The following is a 16,554-nucleotide window of genomic DNA, read 5'->3' as shown; positions in this document are numbered from 1 at the left end:
CGGTGCGATGCCTTCAAGGCGCGCTAAAGCCCGCTTCCCCCTGCTGCAAGGCGGGGGCAACGAACCTGTGATGGAATTTTTTAAGACATGAGCGACCAACAACTCGACCCGCAAGACCTGCAACAGGAAGAAAACACCCTGATCGCCCTGCGCAAGGAAAAACTTGCAGCCGAGCGCGCCAAGGGCAATGCCTTCCCGAATGACTTCCGTCGCGACAACTACTGCGCCGACCTGCAGAAGAAGTACGCCGACAAGACCAAGGAAGAGCTGGCTGAAGCCGCCATCCCGGTCAAGGTTGCTGGTCGCATCATGCTTAACCGTGGTTCGTTCATGGTGATCCAGGACATGACCGGGCGCATCCAGGTCTACGTCAACCGCAAGACCCTGCCGGAAGAAACCCTGGCCGCCGTGAAGACCTGGGACCTGGGCGACATCATCGCTGCCGAAGGCACCCTGGCCCGTTCCGGCAAAGGCGACCTGTACGTTGAAATGACCAGCGTGCGCCTGCTGACCAAATCCCTGCGCCCGCTGCCGGACAAGCATCACGGTCTGACCGACACCGAGCAGCGCTACCGCCAGCGTTACGTTGACCTGATCGTCAACGAAGAAGTGCGTCACACCTTCCGTGTGCGTTCCCAGGTGATTGCGCACATTCGCAGCTTCCTGATGCAGCGCGACTTCCTTGAAGTGGAAACGCCGATGCTGCAAACCATCCCGGGCGGCGCAGCGGCCAAGCCGTTCGAGACCCATCACAACGCTCTGGACATGGACATGTTCCTGCGCATCGCGCCTGAACTGTTCCTCAAGCGTCTGGTGGTTGGCGGCTTCGAGAAAGTATTCGAGATCAACCGCAACTTCCGTAACGAAGGTGTCTCGACCCGTCACAACCCAGAATTCACCATGCTTGAGTTCTACCAGGCGTATGCCGATTACGAAGACAACATGGACCTGACCGAGGAACTGTTCCGCGAACTGGCTCAGCTTGTTCTCGGGACTACCGACGTGCCGTACGGCGACAAGGTGTTCCATTTCGGCGAGCCGTTCGTGCGTCTGTCGGTGTTCGACTCGATCCTCAAGTACAACCCGGAACTGACCGCTGACGACCTGCAGGACATCGACAAGGCACGTGCCATTGCCAAGAAGGCCGGCGCCAAGGTGCTGGGCTTCGAAGGTCTGGGCAAGCTGCAGGTGATGATTTTCGAAGAACTGGTCGAGCACAAGCTGGAGCAGCCGCACTTCATTACCCAGTACCCGTTTGAAGTGTCGCCGCTGGCCCGTCGTAACGACGACAACCCGAACGTGACCGATCGTTTTGAGCTGTTTATCGGTGGCCGTGAAATCGCCAACGCTTACTCCGAGCTTAACGATGCAGAAGACCAGGCCGAGCGCTTCATGGCCCAGGTCGCTGACAAGGACGCGGGCGACGACGAAGCCATGCATTACGATGCCGACTTCGTACGTGCACTGGAATACGGCATGCCGCCGACTGCCGGTGAAGGTATCGGTATCGACCGTCTGGTCATGCTGCTGACCAACTCACCGTCGATTCGCGATGTCATCCTGTTCCCGCATATGCGGCCACAGGCGTAACGATACGAAGTAAAAAGCCGCCGACCGAGGCGGCTTTTTATTGCCTGACAGCTGGTCATGGCCCGATTGCGGGAGCCGGGGCCTGATGTCAGGGACAACCTGCTGTGGGAGCTGGCTTGCCAGCGATGGAGGGGGGGCAGGGTGGTTAGTTGATGTCAGCGCAGGCAAGCCGGCTCCCACAATCATTGAGTCTCTTCAGTAGCACCATTGTCTTCAACACAAGGAGTCTTTCGTGAACCTAGCCAGGGCTCAAGAAGGGGCGGCGCATGTCGCTACGGCAGTCGCCGAAAGTGTTCAGTATCAAGGGCGCAAGGCCAGTCGCCATGGCAGTGAGCAGCGCCGCCAGCAGATTCTCGATGCGGCCATGCGCATAGTCGTGCGTGACGGTGTGCGCGGTGTACGGCACAGGGCCGTTGCCGCTGAAGCGGGCGTACCGTTATCGGCGACCACCTACTACTTCAAGGATATTGACGACCTGCTTAACGACACGTTCGCCCAATACGTCGAGCGCAGCGCCGCCTTTATGGCCAAGCTGTGGCTGAACACTGAAGGCCAGTTGCGTGAGCTGGTGGCCTATGGCGATGGCAGCCCGCAATCACGCGCGCAACTGGCTGATGAAATTGCCCGCATGGCCGCCAGCTATGTTCAGCACCAGTTACTCACCCGTCGTGAGCACCTCATGGCGGAACAGGCGTTCCTGCAGGCGGCGTTGCTGAACCCGCGTCTGGCATTGCTGGTCAGGGCCCATCAACAGATTTTATGGCAGGGTACGTGCCAGATATTTCAGGTGCTGGGCTCTAAACAGCCGCAGCAGGACGCCAATGTCTTGACGGCGATAATCGGTCGGATGGAATATCAGGGCCTACTTAACGGCGCGCAGCCAGAGTCGGATGATGGCCGACTCGCTATTCTTACGCGTTACATGCACTTGGTACTGGCCGCTCTATAGAAGGATGCAGGCATGAAAGCTTGGCGCGTAATGCTCATGGCATTGTCGTTTTTATTGTTGAACGGTTGTCTGGTGACCTTTACCGAGGCACCGCTGGTGGCCGAGGCAGCACCTAAATCGCTGCTGGGTAAATGGGTCAGCAAGGATGCATGGGGGCAGGCTCGCAACCTGCAAATCAGCGCCATCGACAAAAATCATTATCAGGCAGTGGTCTATCCCAAGGGTGAGCCCAAGGCCCAGGAGCGCTACAGGTTCATCGTCGCCCGCCATGGCAGCCGCTGGTATGCATCGGCCGCGCTGCCGCCCAGGCTGGGTGGTCACTACACGTTGAGCGGCTTTGAATTGACCGATAACAATGAACTGGTGGTCTACGATCTTGATCTGGACCAGATCAAGCAGGCCATGGGCCAGTCGGCGTTGAGCGGTGATTCGATTGAAACCGCTGAAGGCCCCGGCGCATTGATCGACAGCCCCTCGGCCAAGGTATTTGCCTACCTGGACGACCCTGCCAACTCCGACGTATTCGTGGAAGCCGCCCGCTATCAACGCGTGGTCAAGTAACCCAACATTCAGCCCATTAAAGGAGCACCGGGTGGACGACTACCAGCGCACGATTCGCACGTTGTCAGACCGTATCGTACTGGCACAAACCCCGATCCGCGTACTGGATGCGGTGAAGTGGGACGACAGCATCCGTCAGGGATTTTTCAAGGCCAAGGGCAAGGAAATGCCGGCGGTCAACCGCGACTATTACCTGGGCCGCCCGCTGTCCTTTGACTCCGGTGCGGTAAAGCTGGAGTTCCAGAACATCGAGCGTGACATCACCCGTCAGCTGGGGCAGTTCAATCCGGTCGGGCAGATCATGCGCCGCATGTGCAAGGAATACCGCATGGTGGTGCGCATGCTCGAAGCGCGCGGCACCGAAGACTTCGGGCTGATTTCCCAGGAGCTGTATGGCGCTGCGTCCGACGCATTCCATGCCGGGGACCCGACGCTGGCCGATCTGGGGCTGATGATGTCCGATTACCTGGACAACATTGACGGGCGCGGCGACCTCAAGGACGAAGCCAAGACCCTGACCGCCAAAGATGCGGTGAGCCTGCTGCAAAGTCGCTTGAACAAGGTGTTTGGCGAAGCCGAAGAAACCATCCGCGTATTTGAGTCCGACGGCATCGTCGCGGACGCCGCCGCGGGTGCGGACTACATCAAGATCCGCGCCGACGCGATGTTCAACGAGCGCGATGTACGGGCGCTGGAAGTCCACGAAGGCCTGGTGCATGTGGGCACTACGCTGAACGGGCAGAACCAGCCGATTTGCACCTTTCTCGCCAAGGGCCCGCCCTCGTCGACAGTGACCCAGGAAGGCCTGGCGATTTTGATGGAGATCATCACCTTTGCCTCTTACCCCAGCCGCCTGCGCAAACTCACCAACCGCACCCGTGCCATCCACATGGTGGAAGAGGGCGCGGACTTTATGCAGGTGTATGAGTTCTTCCGTGAGCAGGGCTTTGAAATGTCGCAGAGCTATGGCAACGCGAGCCGGGTTTTCCGCGGCTCGGTGCCAAATGGCCTGCCATTCACCAAAGACTTGTCCTACCTCAAGGGCTTCATCATGGTTTACAACTATATTCAGCTGGCCGTGCGTAAAGGCAAGCTGGAGCAAGTTCCGCTGTTGTTCTGTGGCAAAACCACACTCGAAGACATGCGAACCCTGCGCCAGTTGGTGGATGAAGGCCTGGTGGTGGCGCCCAAGTACCTGCCCGATCAGTTCCGCGACATGAACGCGTTGGCGGCCTGGATGTGCTTCTCCAACTTCCTCAACCATCTGAGCCTGGACCGGATTGAAGCGGATTACTCCAACATCCTGTAACCCCTCTCACCTGTAGGAGCGAGCTTGCTCGCGAAAGCATCACCGCGGACTACCTGGAACATCTCGTCATCCGCATCGCGAGCGCTCCTACAAAAAACAGGTACTTGATGCAATGAAAACTCTGGCTGCACTCTGCCTGCTGTTGACGCTCAGCGGATGCAGCTCCTTGCTGTTTTACCCCGAACCCGGTCAGCCGGTTACGCCGACTGCCGCTGGTTTGAAATACCGTGATGTGACCCTCACCGCTGCCGATGGCACGCGCCTGCATGGTTGGTGGCTGCCCGCCAAAGCCGGCGTGCCCCTCAAGGGCACGGTGCTGCACCTGCATGGCAATGGCGGCAACCTGGCCTATCACCTGGGCGCCACCGCCTGGTTGCCCGAGCAGGGCTATCAAGTACTGATGCTTGATTACCGTGGCTATGGCCTGTCGCAAGGCGAACCCGGTTTACCAGCGGTGTATCAGGATATCGACGCCGCTTTCGAGTGGTTGCAGCAACAGCCCGAAACTCAAGGCCAGCCGCTGATTGTGCTGGGGCAAAGCCTGGGCGGCGCGATGGGGGTTCATTACCTGAGCCAGCACCCGGCGCAACGGGCCCGGCTCAAGGCGATGGTGCTCGATGGCGTACCGGCCAGTTACCGCGAAGTGGGGCAGTTTGCCTTGAGTACCTCGTGGCTGACCTGGCCTCTGCAAGTGCCGTTGTCGTGGCTGGTGCCTGACGCTGACAGTGCCGTGTATGCCATGCCTGAAATGGGCGGTGTGCCGATGCTGATCTTCCACAGCATGGATGACCCGATAGTGCCGCTTTCCAATGGCCTGCGGCTGTATCAAGCTGCGCCCCCGCCCAAGGTGCTGCAACTGACGCGCGGCGGTCATGTGCAGACGTTTGCCGACCCGACCTGGCGTCAAGTGATGCTGCGTTACCTGGATGACCCGCAACACTTCAACGGCGTGCGTCGCTTGGGCGAAATCCCCAATTACCCCGCCTCACCCGATTCGATTACAGAGGCACAGAGCCCGCAATGAGTGAAGAACGCAACGCCATCCCCCTGATCATTACCGGTATTTGCACCATCATCGGCACTGTAGGGGCCCTGTGGTACTACGGTTACCTGCATTTCGCCAAGCCTGAAGACGCGCTGCTGCTCAGCGACTTCACCATGCTCAAGACCATTCCCGGGGAAGACTATAAGGTGTCGCTGACGCCGGCCAATCAGGTGGCGCAATGCATCGACGGCATCGTCGTGCTGTTCGACACCGAGCAAAAAGGCCTGACCGGGGTGCTGGTCAACAACAAGAAACAAGCAGTGCACTGCGTGGGTCAGAACACCCCTCAACAGTAGGAACAAGCGCTTGATCTGTAGGAGCGAGCTTGCTCGCGAGCTGTTAATTGCCGCACGCAAGCGCTCACAAAAAAGCCCCGCCTGATTCCTCAGGAGGGGCTTTTTATTGTGCGCTTACAGACTTACTGCATCGACGAACGCGGCGCTACCGGCTGGTTGTCGTTGGAGATGGTCACTTCTACGCGACGGTTCTGGGCACGGCCCGAGTTGCTGTTGTTGTCAGCTACCGGATATTCCTTGCCATAGCCCTGGGTCACGATGCGCGAAGGATCAACGCCGGCACGTACCAGCGCCATTTTGACCGCGTTGGCGCGACGTTCAGACAGGTTCTGGTTGTAAGAAGCCGAACCTTTGCTGTCGGTATAGCCTTCAACAATCACCTTGCGGTCAGGGTTTTTGATCAGGTAGTTGGACAGTGTGGTGATGCTGTCGCGGCTGTTTGGCTTCAGTGTCGCCTTGTCGAAATCGAACAGCACGTCACCGAAGGTCACCAGGGTGCCGCGTTCGGTTTGCTTGGCATTCATGCTTTGCAGTTGCTTGATCTGAGCGTCACGGGCCTCCAGCAGTGCCTGGGCGCGGGCCGCTGCGGAGTTTTTCAGCTGGTTCTCAGCCGTGCGCAGCGCAATGGTTTGCTTGGCGACTTCAACGCGCTGGTTGGTCAGGTAAGCAAGCTGGTCAACCTTGGACTCGTCTTCCTTGTCCATATAGGCCTTTTGAGCCTTGTCCAGCCACTCACTGGCGTCCTTGGTTTCCAGCGCGGCTACCTTGGTGGCTTCCGGGTTGGATTGCAGGGCCGAGAAATTGGTCTGGGCATTTTCCAGGTTCACGTTTGGCTGGTGCGAGCATGCTGCCAGGCCGACGCTGAGTGCCAACAGGGCAGGGATCAATACTTGGTTACGCATAATAGTTAGTCCTTTCTATCGAGTAGGAGTGCCGCATCACAGGGGCAGGCAATTAAGGGGCAGCGTTTACTTAACGCTACGCATGCCTTCCTGACGCAGTTCCTGAACCGCTTTCTGAGCATCCTGAACGGCCTTCTCGGCTTTAGCTGCCTGGGCTTTGCGCTCTGCTACGCGAGCGTCCCATTCCGCTTGTTCGGACAGGCGACGGGCCTCGTCATATTTTTTGTCGTGCATGGCAATCTCGGCTTGCTTGAGTTTGTCTTGTGCAGACTTCATTTCAACCGGCGCATATTCAGTGCCACCAGCGCTTACGGCGTTATTCACTGCCGATTGAGTAACGGCGTACTGCTCCGACGGTGGATTGCCAGCGCAACCGGCCAGAACGAAGCTGGTACCGATTGCCAGCGCAGCCAGTTTTAGCCCGCGCAGGCGTGGTGAGGTGGTTTTGACAGTGCGGGTCATCATGGTCTTCAACTCCATTGGGAAGCTCCTTGGAAACATCAAGTTCCATCACTGCTGTGGTATCACCCGGAGTACTTAAACACAGGTATTAACGGCGATGGTTAATGGCTGTGACCCGAGCGTTTTTTGAATAGTTCAAATTAAAAGGTGGCAAATTGCCTATTTTTTTTTGACCGTTCGGTCAGGCAGATTTTCAGGCTTTGGCGCTGGATGACTTGTCAAAAGCAGCCCTCGCGACGCACTCTTGGGCATGAGCTGGCCCCCCGCAATCTGCTGGAGAAATTGCTGATGACCGATATTGATGCACGCTTGCGCGATGATGTTCACCTGCTGGGTGAGCTGTTGGGTAATACGATTCGTGACCAGTACGGCGAAGCGTTTCTCGCCAAGATCGAGCGTATTCGCCAGGGGGCCAAGGATGACCGGCGCGGTACCACGGGCGAGGAGCTGAAAGCGATTCTGGATGCCTTGGGCGACGATGAAGTACTGCCGGTGGCGCGGGCGTTCAACCAGTTTTTGAACCTGGCTAACATCGCCGAGCAATACCAGTTGATTCACCGGCGCGAAGAAGGCCGGCCGCAACCTTTTGAGTCACTGGTATTGCCCACCTTGCTGACCCGTCTGCTGGAAGAAGGGCATGACCCCGAAACCCTGGCGCGGCAGATTGGCCGCCTCGACATCGAACTGGTGCTCACCGCTCACCCGACTGAAGTCACGCGCCGTACCTTGATCCAGAAGTACGATGCCATTGCCGAACAACTCGCCGCCCAGGACCATCGCGACCTGACCCGGGCCGAAAAGGCCCAGATCGAACAGCGTCTGCAACGGTTGATAGCCGAGGCCTGGCACACCGAAGAAATCCGCCGTACCCGGCCCACCCCGGTGGATGAGGCCAAGTGGGGATTTGCGGTCATTGAGCATTCTTTATGGCAGGCCGTACCGCACATGCTGCGCAAGGCCGATCAGGCCCTGCACGCAGCGACGGGCCTGCATTTACCTTTGGAAGCCGCGCCGATCCGCTTTGCTTCCTGGATGGGCGGCGACCGTGACGGCAACCCCAACGTCACCGCCAGTGTGACTCGCGAAGTGCTGTTGCTGGCGCGCTGGATGGCGGCCGATCTGTACCTGCGCGATATCGACAAACTGGCAGCCGATCTGTCGATGCAGCAAGCCACTGCAGAGCTGTTGGCGGTCGCGGGAGAAAGTGCCGAGCCGTACCGCGCGGTCCTTAAACAACTGCGTGAGCGCCTGCGGGCGACCCGCAGCTGGGCGCATAACGCCTTGAGCAGTGCCCAGCCCGCACCGGACGGGGTATTGCAGGACAACCGTGATCTGCTGGCGCCGTTGCAGCTGTGCTACCAGTCGCTGCATGCCTGCGGCATGGGGGGCATTGCAGACGGGCCGCTACTTGATTGCCTGCGTCGTGCGGTGACTTTTGGCTTGTTTCTGGTGCGTCTCGATGTGCGTCAGGATGCAGCCCGCCACGCCTCGGCCATGACTGAAATTACCGACTATCTGGGGCTGGGCCGTTACGAAGACTGGGACGAAGATGCGCGTCTTACCTTTCTGATCCGCGAACTGGCCAACCGCCGACCGTTGCTGCCGGGTTACTTCAAACCGGGTGCCGATACCGCCGAAGTGCTGGCGACCTGTCGCGAAGTGGCCGCCGCTCCCGCGGCATCCCTGGGTTCTTATGTCATCTCGATGGCGGGGGCTGCTTCAGACGTGCTGGCGGTGCAGCTGCTGCTTAAAGAAGCGGGGCTCGAGCGTGCGATGCGCGTGGTGCCGTTGTTCGAAACCCTGGCCGATCTGGACAATGCAGGGCCGGTGATCGAGCGGCTGCTGCTGTTGCCGGGATATCGCGCACGCCTGCATGGCCCGCAGGAAGTGATGATCGGTTATTCAGATTCGGCCAAGGATGCCGGCACTACGGCAGCGGCCTGGGCGCAATATCGGGCCCAGGAGAAACTGGTCAATATCTGCCGCGAGCAAGATGTCGAACTGTTGTTGTTCCATGGCCGCGGCGGCACCGTGGGCCGTGGTGGCGGCCCTGCGCATGCGGCGATTCTGTCGCAGCCGCCGGGTTCTGTTGCCGGGCGATTCCGCACCACCGAACAGGGCGAAATGATTCGCTTCAAGTTCGGTTTGCCGGACATTGCCGAGCAGAATCTCAACCTCTATCTGGCGGCAGTGCTGGAAGCTACTTTACTGCCCCCGCCGTTGCCCGAGCCGGGCTGGCGGGTGCTGATGGACGAGCTGGCTGCCGATGGGGTCAAGGCTTACCGCGAGGTGGTGCGGGACAACCCGCAGTTTGTCGAATACTTCCGCCAGTCCACCCCCGAGCAGGAGTTGGGGCGTTTGCCGCTGGGCAGTCGTCCGGCCAAGCGCCGGGCAGGGGGGATTGAAAGCCTGCGCGCCATTCCGTGGATTTTTGGCTGGACCCAGACCCGCCTGATGTTGCCGGCGTGGCTCGGTTGGGAAACTGCACTGAGCCGGGCGCTGGAGCGGGGGGAGGGCGAGCAGCTGGCACAAATGCGCGAGCAGTGGCCGTTCTTTCGGACCCGCATCGACATGCTGGAAATGGTTCTGGCCAAGGCCGATGCTGACATCGCTCGGCTCTATGACGAGCGTCTGGTCGCCCCGCAACTGCTTCCTTTGGGTGCGCACCTGCGCGACTTATTGTCGCAGGCGTGCGCGGTGGTACTGGGTTTGACCGGTCAGTCGCAACTGATGGCCCACAGCCCGGATACTCTGGAGTTCATCCGTTTGCGCAACACTTACCTTGATCCGCTGCATCTATTGCAGGCAGAGCTTCTGGCCCGTTCCAGGCGCCAGCAAGCGGCCCAGGACAGCCCTCTGGAACAAGCGTTGCTGGTAACTGTGGCCGGGATCGCTGCGGGCTTGCGTAACACCGGCTAAGGGAAAAGCAGGACGGGTTGTCGTGCCCATACGTTCAGGGATGCTGCAGACTTGATGCGGATCCCCGGCCGGGCGCGACACTTTATTGTGGGGTTGCGACCTGCGACACCTGGCCGCAAGTGCGCGTTTGCTAGAGATTATTCCTACTTTGGCCTGCTTGTGTGGGCCCGGCCTGCTGTGTATCTTGATCAGCCCTTGGCCGTTTTGACGGCCATAACCCGATTTTGAGACTGGCCCAAAGAGGCGAGTCTGTTGTCATTTAAATAAAAATTTGAGGAGCATATCAATGCGCGTAATTCTGCTGGGAGCTCCCGGGGCCGGTAAAGGTACTCAGGCAAAGTTCATCACTGAAAAATTCGGCATCCCGCAAATCTCCACCGGCGACATGTTGCGTGCAGCTGTAAAGGCTGGCACCGAACTGGGCCTGATCGCTAAAAGCGTGATGGACAGCGGTGGCCTGGTGTCTGATGACTTGATCATCAATCTGGTTAAAGAGCGCATCAGCCAGCAAGACTGCAAGAACGGTTTCCTGTTCGACGGTTTCCCGCGCACCATTCCCCAGGCCGAAGCACTGGTCAAAAATGGTGTCGAGCTGGATCACGTGATTGAAATCGCGGTAGACGACGAAGAAATCGTTCAGCGCATTGCCGGTCGTCGTGTTCACGAAGCCTCGGGGCGCGTTTACCACACCATCTACAACCCGCCAAAGGTTGAAGGCAAGGATGACGTAACCGGCGAAGAGCTGATCCAGCGCAAGGACGACACTGAAGAAACAGTTCGTCATCGCCTGTCGGTTTACCATTCGCAAACCAAACCGCTGGTAGATTTCTACCAGAACCTGGCCGCCACCCAGGGCAAGCCTAAGTACAGCCACATTGAAGGCGTTGGCTCGGTTGAAGCCATTACCGGCAAGGTACTTGAAGCACTGAGCTGATCGTCGTATTGCTCTGATACAACAGCCCGCTTGCGGGCTGTTGTTGTTTATACTGCTGCACTTTTTTTCAATTCTGAATTCTGACGGGAACACCGATGAGCACCTTGCTGGCCCTGGATACCGCGACTGAAGCTTGCTCTGTTGCCTTGCTGCATGATGGCAAGGTCACGAGCCACTACGAGGTGATCCCGCGCCTGCATGCGCAAAAGTTGTTGCCGATGATCAAAGACCTGCTGGCCGAGGCCGGGGTTGAACTGTCAGCCGTCGAAGCCATTGCCTTCGGGCGCGGGCCGGGAGCCTTTACCGGGGTGCGGATCGCCATTGGTGTGGTGCAAGGCCTGGCCTTTGCCCTGGAGCGTCCGGTCTTGCCGATCTCCAACCTGGCCGTATTGGCCCAGCGAGCCTATCGCGAGCATGGCGCTACCCAGGTGGTGTCGGCCATTGATGCACGCATGGACGAAGTGTATTGGGGTTGCTACCGCGAACAGGCGGGTGAAATGCGCCTCGAGGGTGCCGAAGCCGTACTGCCGCCCGAAGTCGCCGGCTTACCGGCCGGTGCCGGCGGTGACTGGTTTGGCGCGGGCACCGGCTGGGGTTACGCCGAGCGTTTGAACGTCAAGCCCTATGCCATGGATGCGGGCATGTTGCCCCATGCCGAAGACTTGCTGACCCTGGCCCGATTTGCCTGGGCGCGTGGTGAGGCGATCGCCGCTGATCTGGCGCAGCCGGTGTACCTGCGCGACAAGGTAGCCACACCCAAAGCAGAGCGTTGATCGAGACAGGCAGCACAGCTCATTCTCTGTAGACGCTGGCTTGCCAGCGGTTCAGCGGGTTAATGCCATCGCCGGCAAGCCGGCTCCCACAGGGAATGGAGGCATTACAGCACCACTTCTGTAGGTGCTGGCTTGCCAGCGATCCGGCAAACGCGGTTTACAGGCCGGGCGGCGGGAATTTGCTTACTTGACCCAACGCCGCTAAATTGCCTCTACCGCCACCGAGCAAGCAGCCATGCGCATAGACGGCTTTTCCTCTCAGTCCTATCCGATCAAGCGCAAGCCGCGTAAAGGCCAGGCGCTGGTGGATGAGTCGGTGGACGACAGCGAAGCCTCATTCGAAAACGTCCCCCAGGCTGCTCGCACTCAACCCCGCGGTGAGCGCATCAGCCAGTCACTGGTTCGCTCGCAAGACATGATCTTCCAGCGCTCGATGAGCAAAAACGCAGCCAGCGCTCTGGCCAGTTATCTGACCACCGCAGGCTTCATCGACTGGGAAATAGAAGAGCAGGTGCTGGACCTGTACATTTGACCCCATGACTGACCTTCCTTATTACCTGGGTTGCCCGTCCTGGAGCGAAAGCGCCTGGCGCGAAGGGCTGTACCCGCAGAATGCCCGGCCAGCGGATTTTTTAAGCCTGTACGCTCAAGTCTTCAACGCTGTCGAAGGCAATACCACCTTCTATGCCCGCCCCGCGCCAACCACCGTCGAGCGTTGGGCACAAAGCCTGCCTGAACACTTTCGCTTTACCGCCAAGTTCCCCCGGGATATCAGCCACGGCGGTGATCTGCGCGAACAAAACCACGCCGCCGAAGATTTCCTGCAGCTGTTGCGACCTCTGGGTGCGCGCGTGGCGCCACTTTGGCTACAACTCCCGGCCAGCTTCGGGCCTGCGCGTCTGGCAGAGCTGGTGAGCTTCATGGACGCCCTGGAGCGACCGTTAGCAGTTGAAGTGCGACACCCCGAGTTCTTCGCCAAAGGGGATAGCGAACGTTTGCTCAATCGCTTGCTGATGGATCGCGGGGTTGAACGTATTTGCCTGGATCCGCGGGCGCTGTTCAGTTGCACTTCCACCGATCCGGCGGTGCTTCACGCCCAGGCGAAAAAGCCCAGAGTGCCGCCTCGTCCGGCTGCGTTCACCCCATTCCCGCAAGTGCGTTTTATCGGTCGCCCAGAGCTGGAAGCCAACGACCCGTATCTAGTGCCCTGGATTGAAAAGGTCGCGGGGTGGATCGAGGAAGGGCGCACGCCTTATGTATTTCTTCATACGCCGGACAATCACCGCGCACCGGAACTGGCGCGGCGATTTCATCAGCAGTTGAGCGAAAGGTTACCGGGGCTGCCCGCATTGCCGCAGTTGCACCAACCCCAGGCGACAGAGCAGTTGGGGCTGCTCTAGGCCGCCAGGCGCAAGTTGTTGAGGACCACCGGCCTGGCCCAGCTCAGGTCGAAGTCCATGGCCCGTTGTTGCTCGATCAGGGTCAAAGGCTCGTAAGGCTCGGCAGGTTTGTCGAGCAGGTCCAGCTCGAACTCGGCGATCGGCAAGCGCAATGGCTTGGGTTCAGGCGCCGGGCCCGGATCAGGCAGCGGATGGCCGAAAGCCATAACGACCGGCCGTACCCATGTGGTTTCGAAGTCCTGTTGATGCTGCTGCGCACTCACTTCTTCTGCGGCAAACGGTGTGGCAGGCGGTGGCAGCAAATCCGGGTCGAACTCGGCAATCGGTAAAAACAACGCCTCAGGGGGCTGCAGCTCGGTATCCTGCACTTCGCAATGTCGCTGGGTCACGATAGTGCCCAGCAGGTCGCTGCCACCATGGGGCTCTGCCTGTTCATCCACGGCCACCGGGGCTGCATCAATCGCGGGATACTCTTGCGTCGCGCACTGTTCTGCCAATGCCTGGGCGTAAAAGTCCTTCCACAGATGGTTGACGCTACCTGTGATCTGCGAATTGTGCCGGCCAAAGTCGCCAATCGGGGCGATAAAGCCGATGGATGTGGAATGAATGTCTGACATAGCTCTCGGTCGACGCCCGGCTCTGGCAAAATGCCGGATATTTCATTTATCGGCAGCCTTTGCCGATCATTAAATTTTTGAGCGTGTTTTTAGATGAGTGAGCAAGCAGCAGGCTGTCGTATCAAAGTCGAAGCGTTGGGCGAGGCCTATCAGGCCCTGGCCGGGCAATGGGCTGAACGTCTGGGTCTGCCTCTGGCCGAGCCCCAGGCTGAGTTCGCCTTGCAAGTCGGTGCGCAGGGGTTGCAGTTGCAGCAACTGGGGCCGGATGCTCCGGGCCCGGTGCGGGTCGACTTTGTAGAGGGGGGCGCTGCCCACCGGCGTTTGTTTGGCGGTGGCACGGGGCAGATGATTGCCAAGGCGGTCGGTGTGCAGCAGGGCGTGCGCCCCCGGGTGCTGGACGCCACGGCGGGGTTAGGCAAGGACGCGTTCGTGCTGGCGAGCCTGGGCTGCGAAATGAGTCTGATCGAACGTCAGCCGCTGATCGGAGCGTTACTTGAAGATGGTCTGGCCCGCGGCATGGACGACTTTGAAGTGGCGCCGATCGTGTCGCGCATGCACTTGCTCAAGGGCAACTCGATTGAGGTCATGCGCAACTGGGAAGGCGAGCCGCCGCAAGTCATCTACCTCGATCCGATGTTCCCGCATCGTGAGAAAACAGCCCTGGTGAAGAAGGAAATGCGCCTGTTTCGGCCATTAGTGGGCGATGACAATGATGCGCCGGCCTTGCTTGAAGCGGCTTTGGCGCTGGCCAGTCACCGTGTGGTGGTCAAGCGTCCACGCAAGGCGCCGTGCATTGCCGGGCCCAAACCGAGCCATGCGCTGGACGGCAAATCGAGCCGTTACGATATTTATCCGAAGAAAGCGTTGAAGCCCTGAGCCCGATATTCCCCCTGTAGGAGTGAGCTTGCTCGCGAGCTTTCAAGAGCAAAAGATCGCGAACAAGCTCGTTCTTACAGGGACAGTGTGTTCAGAGCGGACGATACGCCCGCATAAATACACTCACCACTTCCTGTACGTGAGCCTCGGCGCCGGCATCGTCCAGCGGCTCGCCGCAGCCGTACAGCAGGCGAAAGTTGGGTGAGCCCTTGAGCATGCAAAAGAAGTGCTCGGCCGCATAGTGCGGCTGATCAATCTGCAACTCGCCGGTGCGGTGGATTTTTTCCAGCAGCCGCTCCATCTCCTGCACCAGTCGCTCTGGGCCCGCCTCAAAGAAAATCTGCGACAACTGGGGGTCCTGGCTGCCCTGGGTCATCATCAGTCGATGCAGGTTGAGTGACTCCTGGCTGTTTATCAGCGCATGAAAACCTCGGGCAATGTTTAACAGCACCGCGTCGATCGGCGCACCACCAGGCAATTCAAAAAACAATTCCGGCAACTGTTCCGTGCACTTGGCCATGATCGCCGAGGAGAAGAGTGTCTCCTTGTCGGTGAAGTGGCTGTACACAGTCAGTTTTGACACCCCGGCCAGGCCTGCGACCGCGTCCATGCTGGTGCTGGCATAGCCATGGTTCAGAAACAGGGTCTTCGCCGCGTCAAGGATCAACTGGCGTTTTGCCATGTCCTTGGGGCGCCCGGGTGCATTGGGGGGTAAAGGATTGTCGGACATTCTCGTTTATTACTGGACTGGTGAGTTTGGTATTAATAACATGCCGCCCAGTATAAATATTCCAAGCCCTATTAGCGAAAGGTCATCTCCATGTTGCGCCATGTATTGCCCCGCGCTGTGCCTGTGTGTCTGGTGTTTGTGTTATCCGCGTGCGGGCATGAAGAGCCCGCTCAAATCAGCATCAGCCCGGCAATGGTGGTGCAGCCACAGCCTTCTGCGCTGGCCAACCAAAGTTATCCGGGTGAAGTCCGGGCCCGGTTTGACCCGCAATTGGCGTTTCGTATCGGCGGCAAAGTCACCAGGCGCCTGGTCGAGGAAGGCGAGCGGGTCAAGGCCAACCAGCCGCTGGCTGAGCTGGACCCGCAAGATGTGCGTCTACAACTGGAGGCGACCCGCGCCCAGGTTGCCGCAGGGCAGGCCAATCTGAATCTGGTGCGTGCGGAGCGTGATCGCTACAAAACCCTGCTCGACCGGCAGATGGTCAGCCGGTCGCAGTTCGATAATGCCGAGAACCTTTATCGCTCTGGTGAAGCCCGGCTCCAGCAGCTCAAGGCCGAGCAGGATGTGGCCAGCAATCAGGCCAGCTACGCGGTGTTGCGTGCGCCTCAGGACGGGGTGATCGCCCGGCGCCAGGTTGAAGTCGGTCAAGTGGTGGCCGCCGGCCAGACGGTATTTACCCTGGCAGCCGACGGCGAGCGTGAAGTGCTGATCAGCTTGCCGGAGCAAGCCTTCGCTCGATTCAAGATTGGCATGCCGGTGGCGGTGGAGCTGTGGTCGCAGCCCGATCAGCGCTTCAGCGGCCGTATTCGCGAACTGTCACCTTCGGCCGACCCCAAGTCGCGGACCTTTGCTGCCCGTATCGCCTTCACCGCAGGCAAGGTGCCGGCCGAGCTGGGGCAAAGTGCCCGGGTCTTCATTCAAAGCGAAGGTGTGAGCCCGTTGTCGGTGCCGCTGTCGGCATTGAGCGCCGAAAATGGTGCGACCTATGTCTGGCGTGTCGGCCAGGGCAACAAGCTGGAGCAGGTGCCCGTGCAGGTGGGGCCATACGGCGAGAAAAGCGTGCCGGTGCTTGAGGGGCTCTCGGCTGACGATTGGATCGTGTCGGCCGGGGTGCACGTGTTGCATCCAGGGCAGCAAGTGCGTCCGGTTGACCGCTCAAACCGAACGATCAACGTTGCAGGCAAGGAGTAA

The 16,554-nt window shown here is 59.4% G+C and carries 17 protein-coding genes; 13 read left to right on the top strand and 4 right to left on the bottom strand.

The annotated features are described in order from the left end of the window. Positions 1-87 precede the first annotated feature (87 nt). The 6 genes from lysS (at position 88) to ACP7BO_RS07030 (ending at position 5,750) form a co-directional block, all read left to right on the top strand. Positions 88-1,590, top strand: coding sequence for a lysine--tRNA ligase (gene lysS, locus ACP7BO_RS07055; protein WP_060694812.1), 1,503 nt, complete (start codon positions 88-90; stop codon positions 1,588-1,590). A 232-nt stretch (positions 1,591-1,822) separates the two neighbouring features. Further along, positions 1,823-2,539, top strand: coding sequence for a TetR/AcrR family transcriptional regulator (locus ACP7BO_RS07050; RefSeq protein ID WP_397454637.1), 717 nt, complete (start codon positions 1,823-1,825; stop codon positions 2,537-2,539). A 12-nt stretch (positions 2,540-2,551) separates the two neighbouring features. Next, complete coding sequence (locus ACP7BO_RS07045; protein WP_426209297.1) at positions 2,552-3,100, top strand: hypothetical protein; 549 nt, start codon at positions 2,552-2,554, stop codon at positions 3,098-3,100. Positions 3,101-3,131: 31 nt separating this feature from the next. After that, complete coding sequence (locus tag ACP7BO_RS07040) at positions 3,132-4,409, top strand: flavohemoglobin expression-modulating QEGLA motif protein (protein ID WP_060694806.1); 1,278 nt, start codon at positions 3,132-3,134, stop codon at positions 4,407-4,409. A 112-nt stretch (positions 4,410-4,521) separates the two neighbouring features. Further along, the gene (locus ACP7BO_RS07035) at positions 4,522-5,433 is read left to right on the top strand and encodes an alpha/beta hydrolase (RefSeq protein ID WP_397454634.1); all 912 of its coding nucleotides are present in this window, start codon (positions 4,522-4,524) and stop codon (positions 5,431-5,433) included. Next, positions 5,430-5,750: a hypothetical protein gene (locus tag ACP7BO_RS07030; protein WP_397454633.1), complete on the top strand. Its 321-nt coding sequence runs from the start codon at positions 5,430-5,432 to the stop codon at positions 5,748-5,750. The genes ACP7BO_RS07035 and ACP7BO_RS07030 overlap by 4 nt, the downstream gene beginning before the upstream one ends. 122 nt (positions 5,751-5,872) lie before the next feature. On the opposite strand, the gene ACP7BO_RS07025 is transcribed toward ACP7BO_RS07030, so the two are convergent. Next, positions 5,873-6,652 carry an OmpA family protein gene (locus ACP7BO_RS07025; RefSeq protein WP_060694799.1) on the bottom strand — a complete coding sequence of 260 codons (780 nt, stop codon included), beginning with the start codon at positions 6,650-6,652 and terminating at the stop codon, positions 5,873-5,875. 66 nt (positions 6,653-6,718) lie between these two features. Continuing rightward, entirely contained in the window at positions 6,719-7,132 is a 414-nt protein-coding gene (locus ACP7BO_RS07020) for a DUF4398 domain-containing protein (RefSeq protein ID WP_060694797.1), read from the bottom strand. Positions 7,133-7,402: 270 nt separating this feature from the next. On the opposite strand from ACP7BO_RS07020, the gene ppc reads away from it, so the two are divergent. From ppc to ACP7BO_RS06995, 5 genes are all read left to right on the top strand, one after another. Further along, entirely contained in the window at positions 7,403-10,033 is a 2,631-nt protein-coding gene (gene ppc / locus ACP7BO_RS07015) for a phosphoenolpyruvate carboxylase (RefSeq protein ID WP_426209293.1), read from the top strand. 286 nt (positions 10,034-10,319) lie between these two features. After that, positions 10,320-10,967, top strand: a complete 648-nt coding sequence (gene adk / locus ACP7BO_RS07010) for an adenylate kinase (protein WP_060694792.1) — start codon at positions 10,320-10,322, stop codon at positions 10,965-10,967. Between the two features lie 95 nt (positions 10,968-11,062). Continuing rightward, positions 11,063-11,740 (top strand): tRNA (adenosine(37)-N6)-threonylcarbamoyltransferase complex dimerization subunit type 1 TsaB, encoded by a 678-nt coding sequence (gene tsaB, locus ACP7BO_RS07005; RefSeq protein ID WP_397454630.1) that lies wholly within the window; start codon positions 11,063-11,065, stop codon positions 11,738-11,740. Positions 11,741-11,975: 235 nt separating this feature from the next. After that, positions 11,976-12,272: a hypothetical protein gene (locus tag ACP7BO_RS07000; RefSeq protein ID WP_060694788.1), complete on the top strand. Its 297-nt coding sequence runs from the start codon at positions 11,976-11,978 to the stop codon at positions 12,270-12,272. Between the two features lie 4 nt (positions 12,273-12,276). After that, the gene (locus ACP7BO_RS06995; RefSeq protein WP_397454628.1) at positions 12,277-13,140 is read left to right on the top strand and encodes a DUF72 domain-containing protein; all 864 of its coding nucleotides are present in this window, start codon (positions 12,277-12,279) and stop codon (positions 13,138-13,140) included. Here the strand turns inward: ACP7BO_RS06995 and ACP7BO_RS06990 are convergent. Beyond that, positions 13,137-13,757 (bottom strand): energy transducer TonB, encoded by a 621-nt coding sequence (locus tag ACP7BO_RS06990; RefSeq protein WP_426209290.1) that lies wholly within the window; start codon positions 13,755-13,757, stop codon positions 13,137-13,139. The genes ACP7BO_RS06995 and ACP7BO_RS06990 overlap by 4 nt on opposite strands. 93 nt (positions 13,758-13,850) lie before the next feature. Between ACP7BO_RS06990 and ACP7BO_RS06985 the strand changes: the two genes are divergently transcribed. Next, the gene (locus ACP7BO_RS06985) at positions 13,851-14,633 is read left to right on the top strand and encodes a class I SAM-dependent methyltransferase (protein ID WP_426209288.1); all 783 of its coding nucleotides are present in this window, start codon (positions 13,851-13,853) and stop codon (positions 14,631-14,633) included. Between the two features lie 91 nt (positions 14,634-14,724). On the opposite strand, the gene ACP7BO_RS06980 is transcribed toward ACP7BO_RS06985, so the two are convergent. Then, entirely contained in the window at positions 14,725-15,363 is a 639-nt protein-coding gene (locus ACP7BO_RS06980; protein ID WP_060694779.1) for a TetR/AcrR family transcriptional regulator, read from the bottom strand. A gap of 90 nt (positions 15,364-15,453) precedes the next feature. Here ACP7BO_RS06980 and ACP7BO_RS06975 point away from each other — a divergent pair, with 90 nt between their 5' ends. Then, entirely contained in the window at positions 15,454-16,554 is a 1,101-nt protein-coding gene (locus ACP7BO_RS06975; protein ID WP_060694776.1) for an efflux RND transporter periplasmic adaptor subunit, read from the top strand.

Origin of the sequence: Pseudomonas sp. TWR2-1-1, from assembly GCF_049897045.1 — a bacterium.
GTDB lineage: Bacteria > Pseudomonadota > Gammaproteobacteria > Pseudomonadales > Pseudomonadaceae > Aquipseudomonas > Aquipseudomonas versuta.
Note: the sequence above shows the minus strand (reverse complement) of the source record. Positions and strands in the feature narration are given on the sequence as shown.

Bases quoted from the DNA above. Each gene is read 5' to 3' on its own strand.
- lysS (WP_060694812.1), top strand. From the start codon at position 88: ATGAGCGACCAACAACTCGACCCGCAAGACCTGCAACAGGAAGAAAAC.
- ACP7BO_RS07045 (WP_426209297.1), top strand. From the start codon at position 2,552: ATGAAAGCTTGGCGCGTAATGCTCATGGCATTGTCGTTTTTATTGTTG.
- ACP7BO_RS07035 (WP_397454634.1), top strand. From the start codon at position 4,522: ATGAAAACTCTGGCTGCACTCTGCCTGCTGTTGACGCTCAGCGGATGC.
- ACP7BO_RS07030 (WP_397454633.1), top strand. From the start codon at position 5,430: ATGAGTGAAGAACGCAACGCCATCCCCCTGATCATTACCGGTATTTGC.
- ACP7BO_RS07025 (WP_060694799.1), bottom strand. From the start codon at position 6,652: ATGCGTAACCAAGTATTGATCCCTGCCCTGTTGGCACTCAGCGTCGGC.
- ACP7BO_RS07020 (WP_060694797.1), bottom strand. From the start codon at position 7,132: ATGGAGTTGAAGACCATGATGACCCGCACTGTCAAAACCACCTCACCA.
- ppc (WP_426209293.1), top strand. From the start codon at position 7,403: ATGACCGATATTGATGCACGCTTGCGCGATGATGTTCACCTGCTGGGT.
- adk (WP_060694792.1), top strand. From the start codon at position 10,320: ATGCGCGTAATTCTGCTGGGAGCTCCCGGGGCCGGTAAAGGTACTCAG.
- tsaB (WP_397454630.1), top strand. From the start codon at position 11,063: ATGAGCACCTTGCTGGCCCTGGATACCGCGACTGAAGCTTGCTCTGTT.
- ACP7BO_RS07000 (WP_060694788.1), top strand. From the start codon at position 11,976: ATGCGCATAGACGGCTTTTCCTCTCAGTCCTATCCGATCAAGCGCAAG.
- ACP7BO_RS06995 (WP_397454628.1), top strand. From the start codon at position 12,277: ATGACTGACCTTCCTTATTACCTGGGTTGCCCGTCCTGGAGCGAAAGC.
- ACP7BO_RS06990 (WP_426209290.1), bottom strand. From the start codon at position 13,757: ATGTCAGACATTCATTCCACATCCATCGGCTTTATCGCCCCGATTGGC.
- ACP7BO_RS06985 (WP_426209288.1), top strand. From the start codon at position 13,851: ATGAGTGAGCAAGCAGCAGGCTGTCGTATCAAAGTCGAAGCGTTGGGC.
- ACP7BO_RS06980 (WP_060694779.1), bottom strand. From the start codon at position 15,363: ATGTCCGACAATCCTTTACCCCCCAATGCACCCGGGCGCCCCAAGGAC.
- ACP7BO_RS06975 (WP_060694776.1), top strand. From the start codon at position 15,454: ATGTTGCGCCATGTATTGCCCCGCGCTGTGCCTGTGTGTCTGGTGTTT.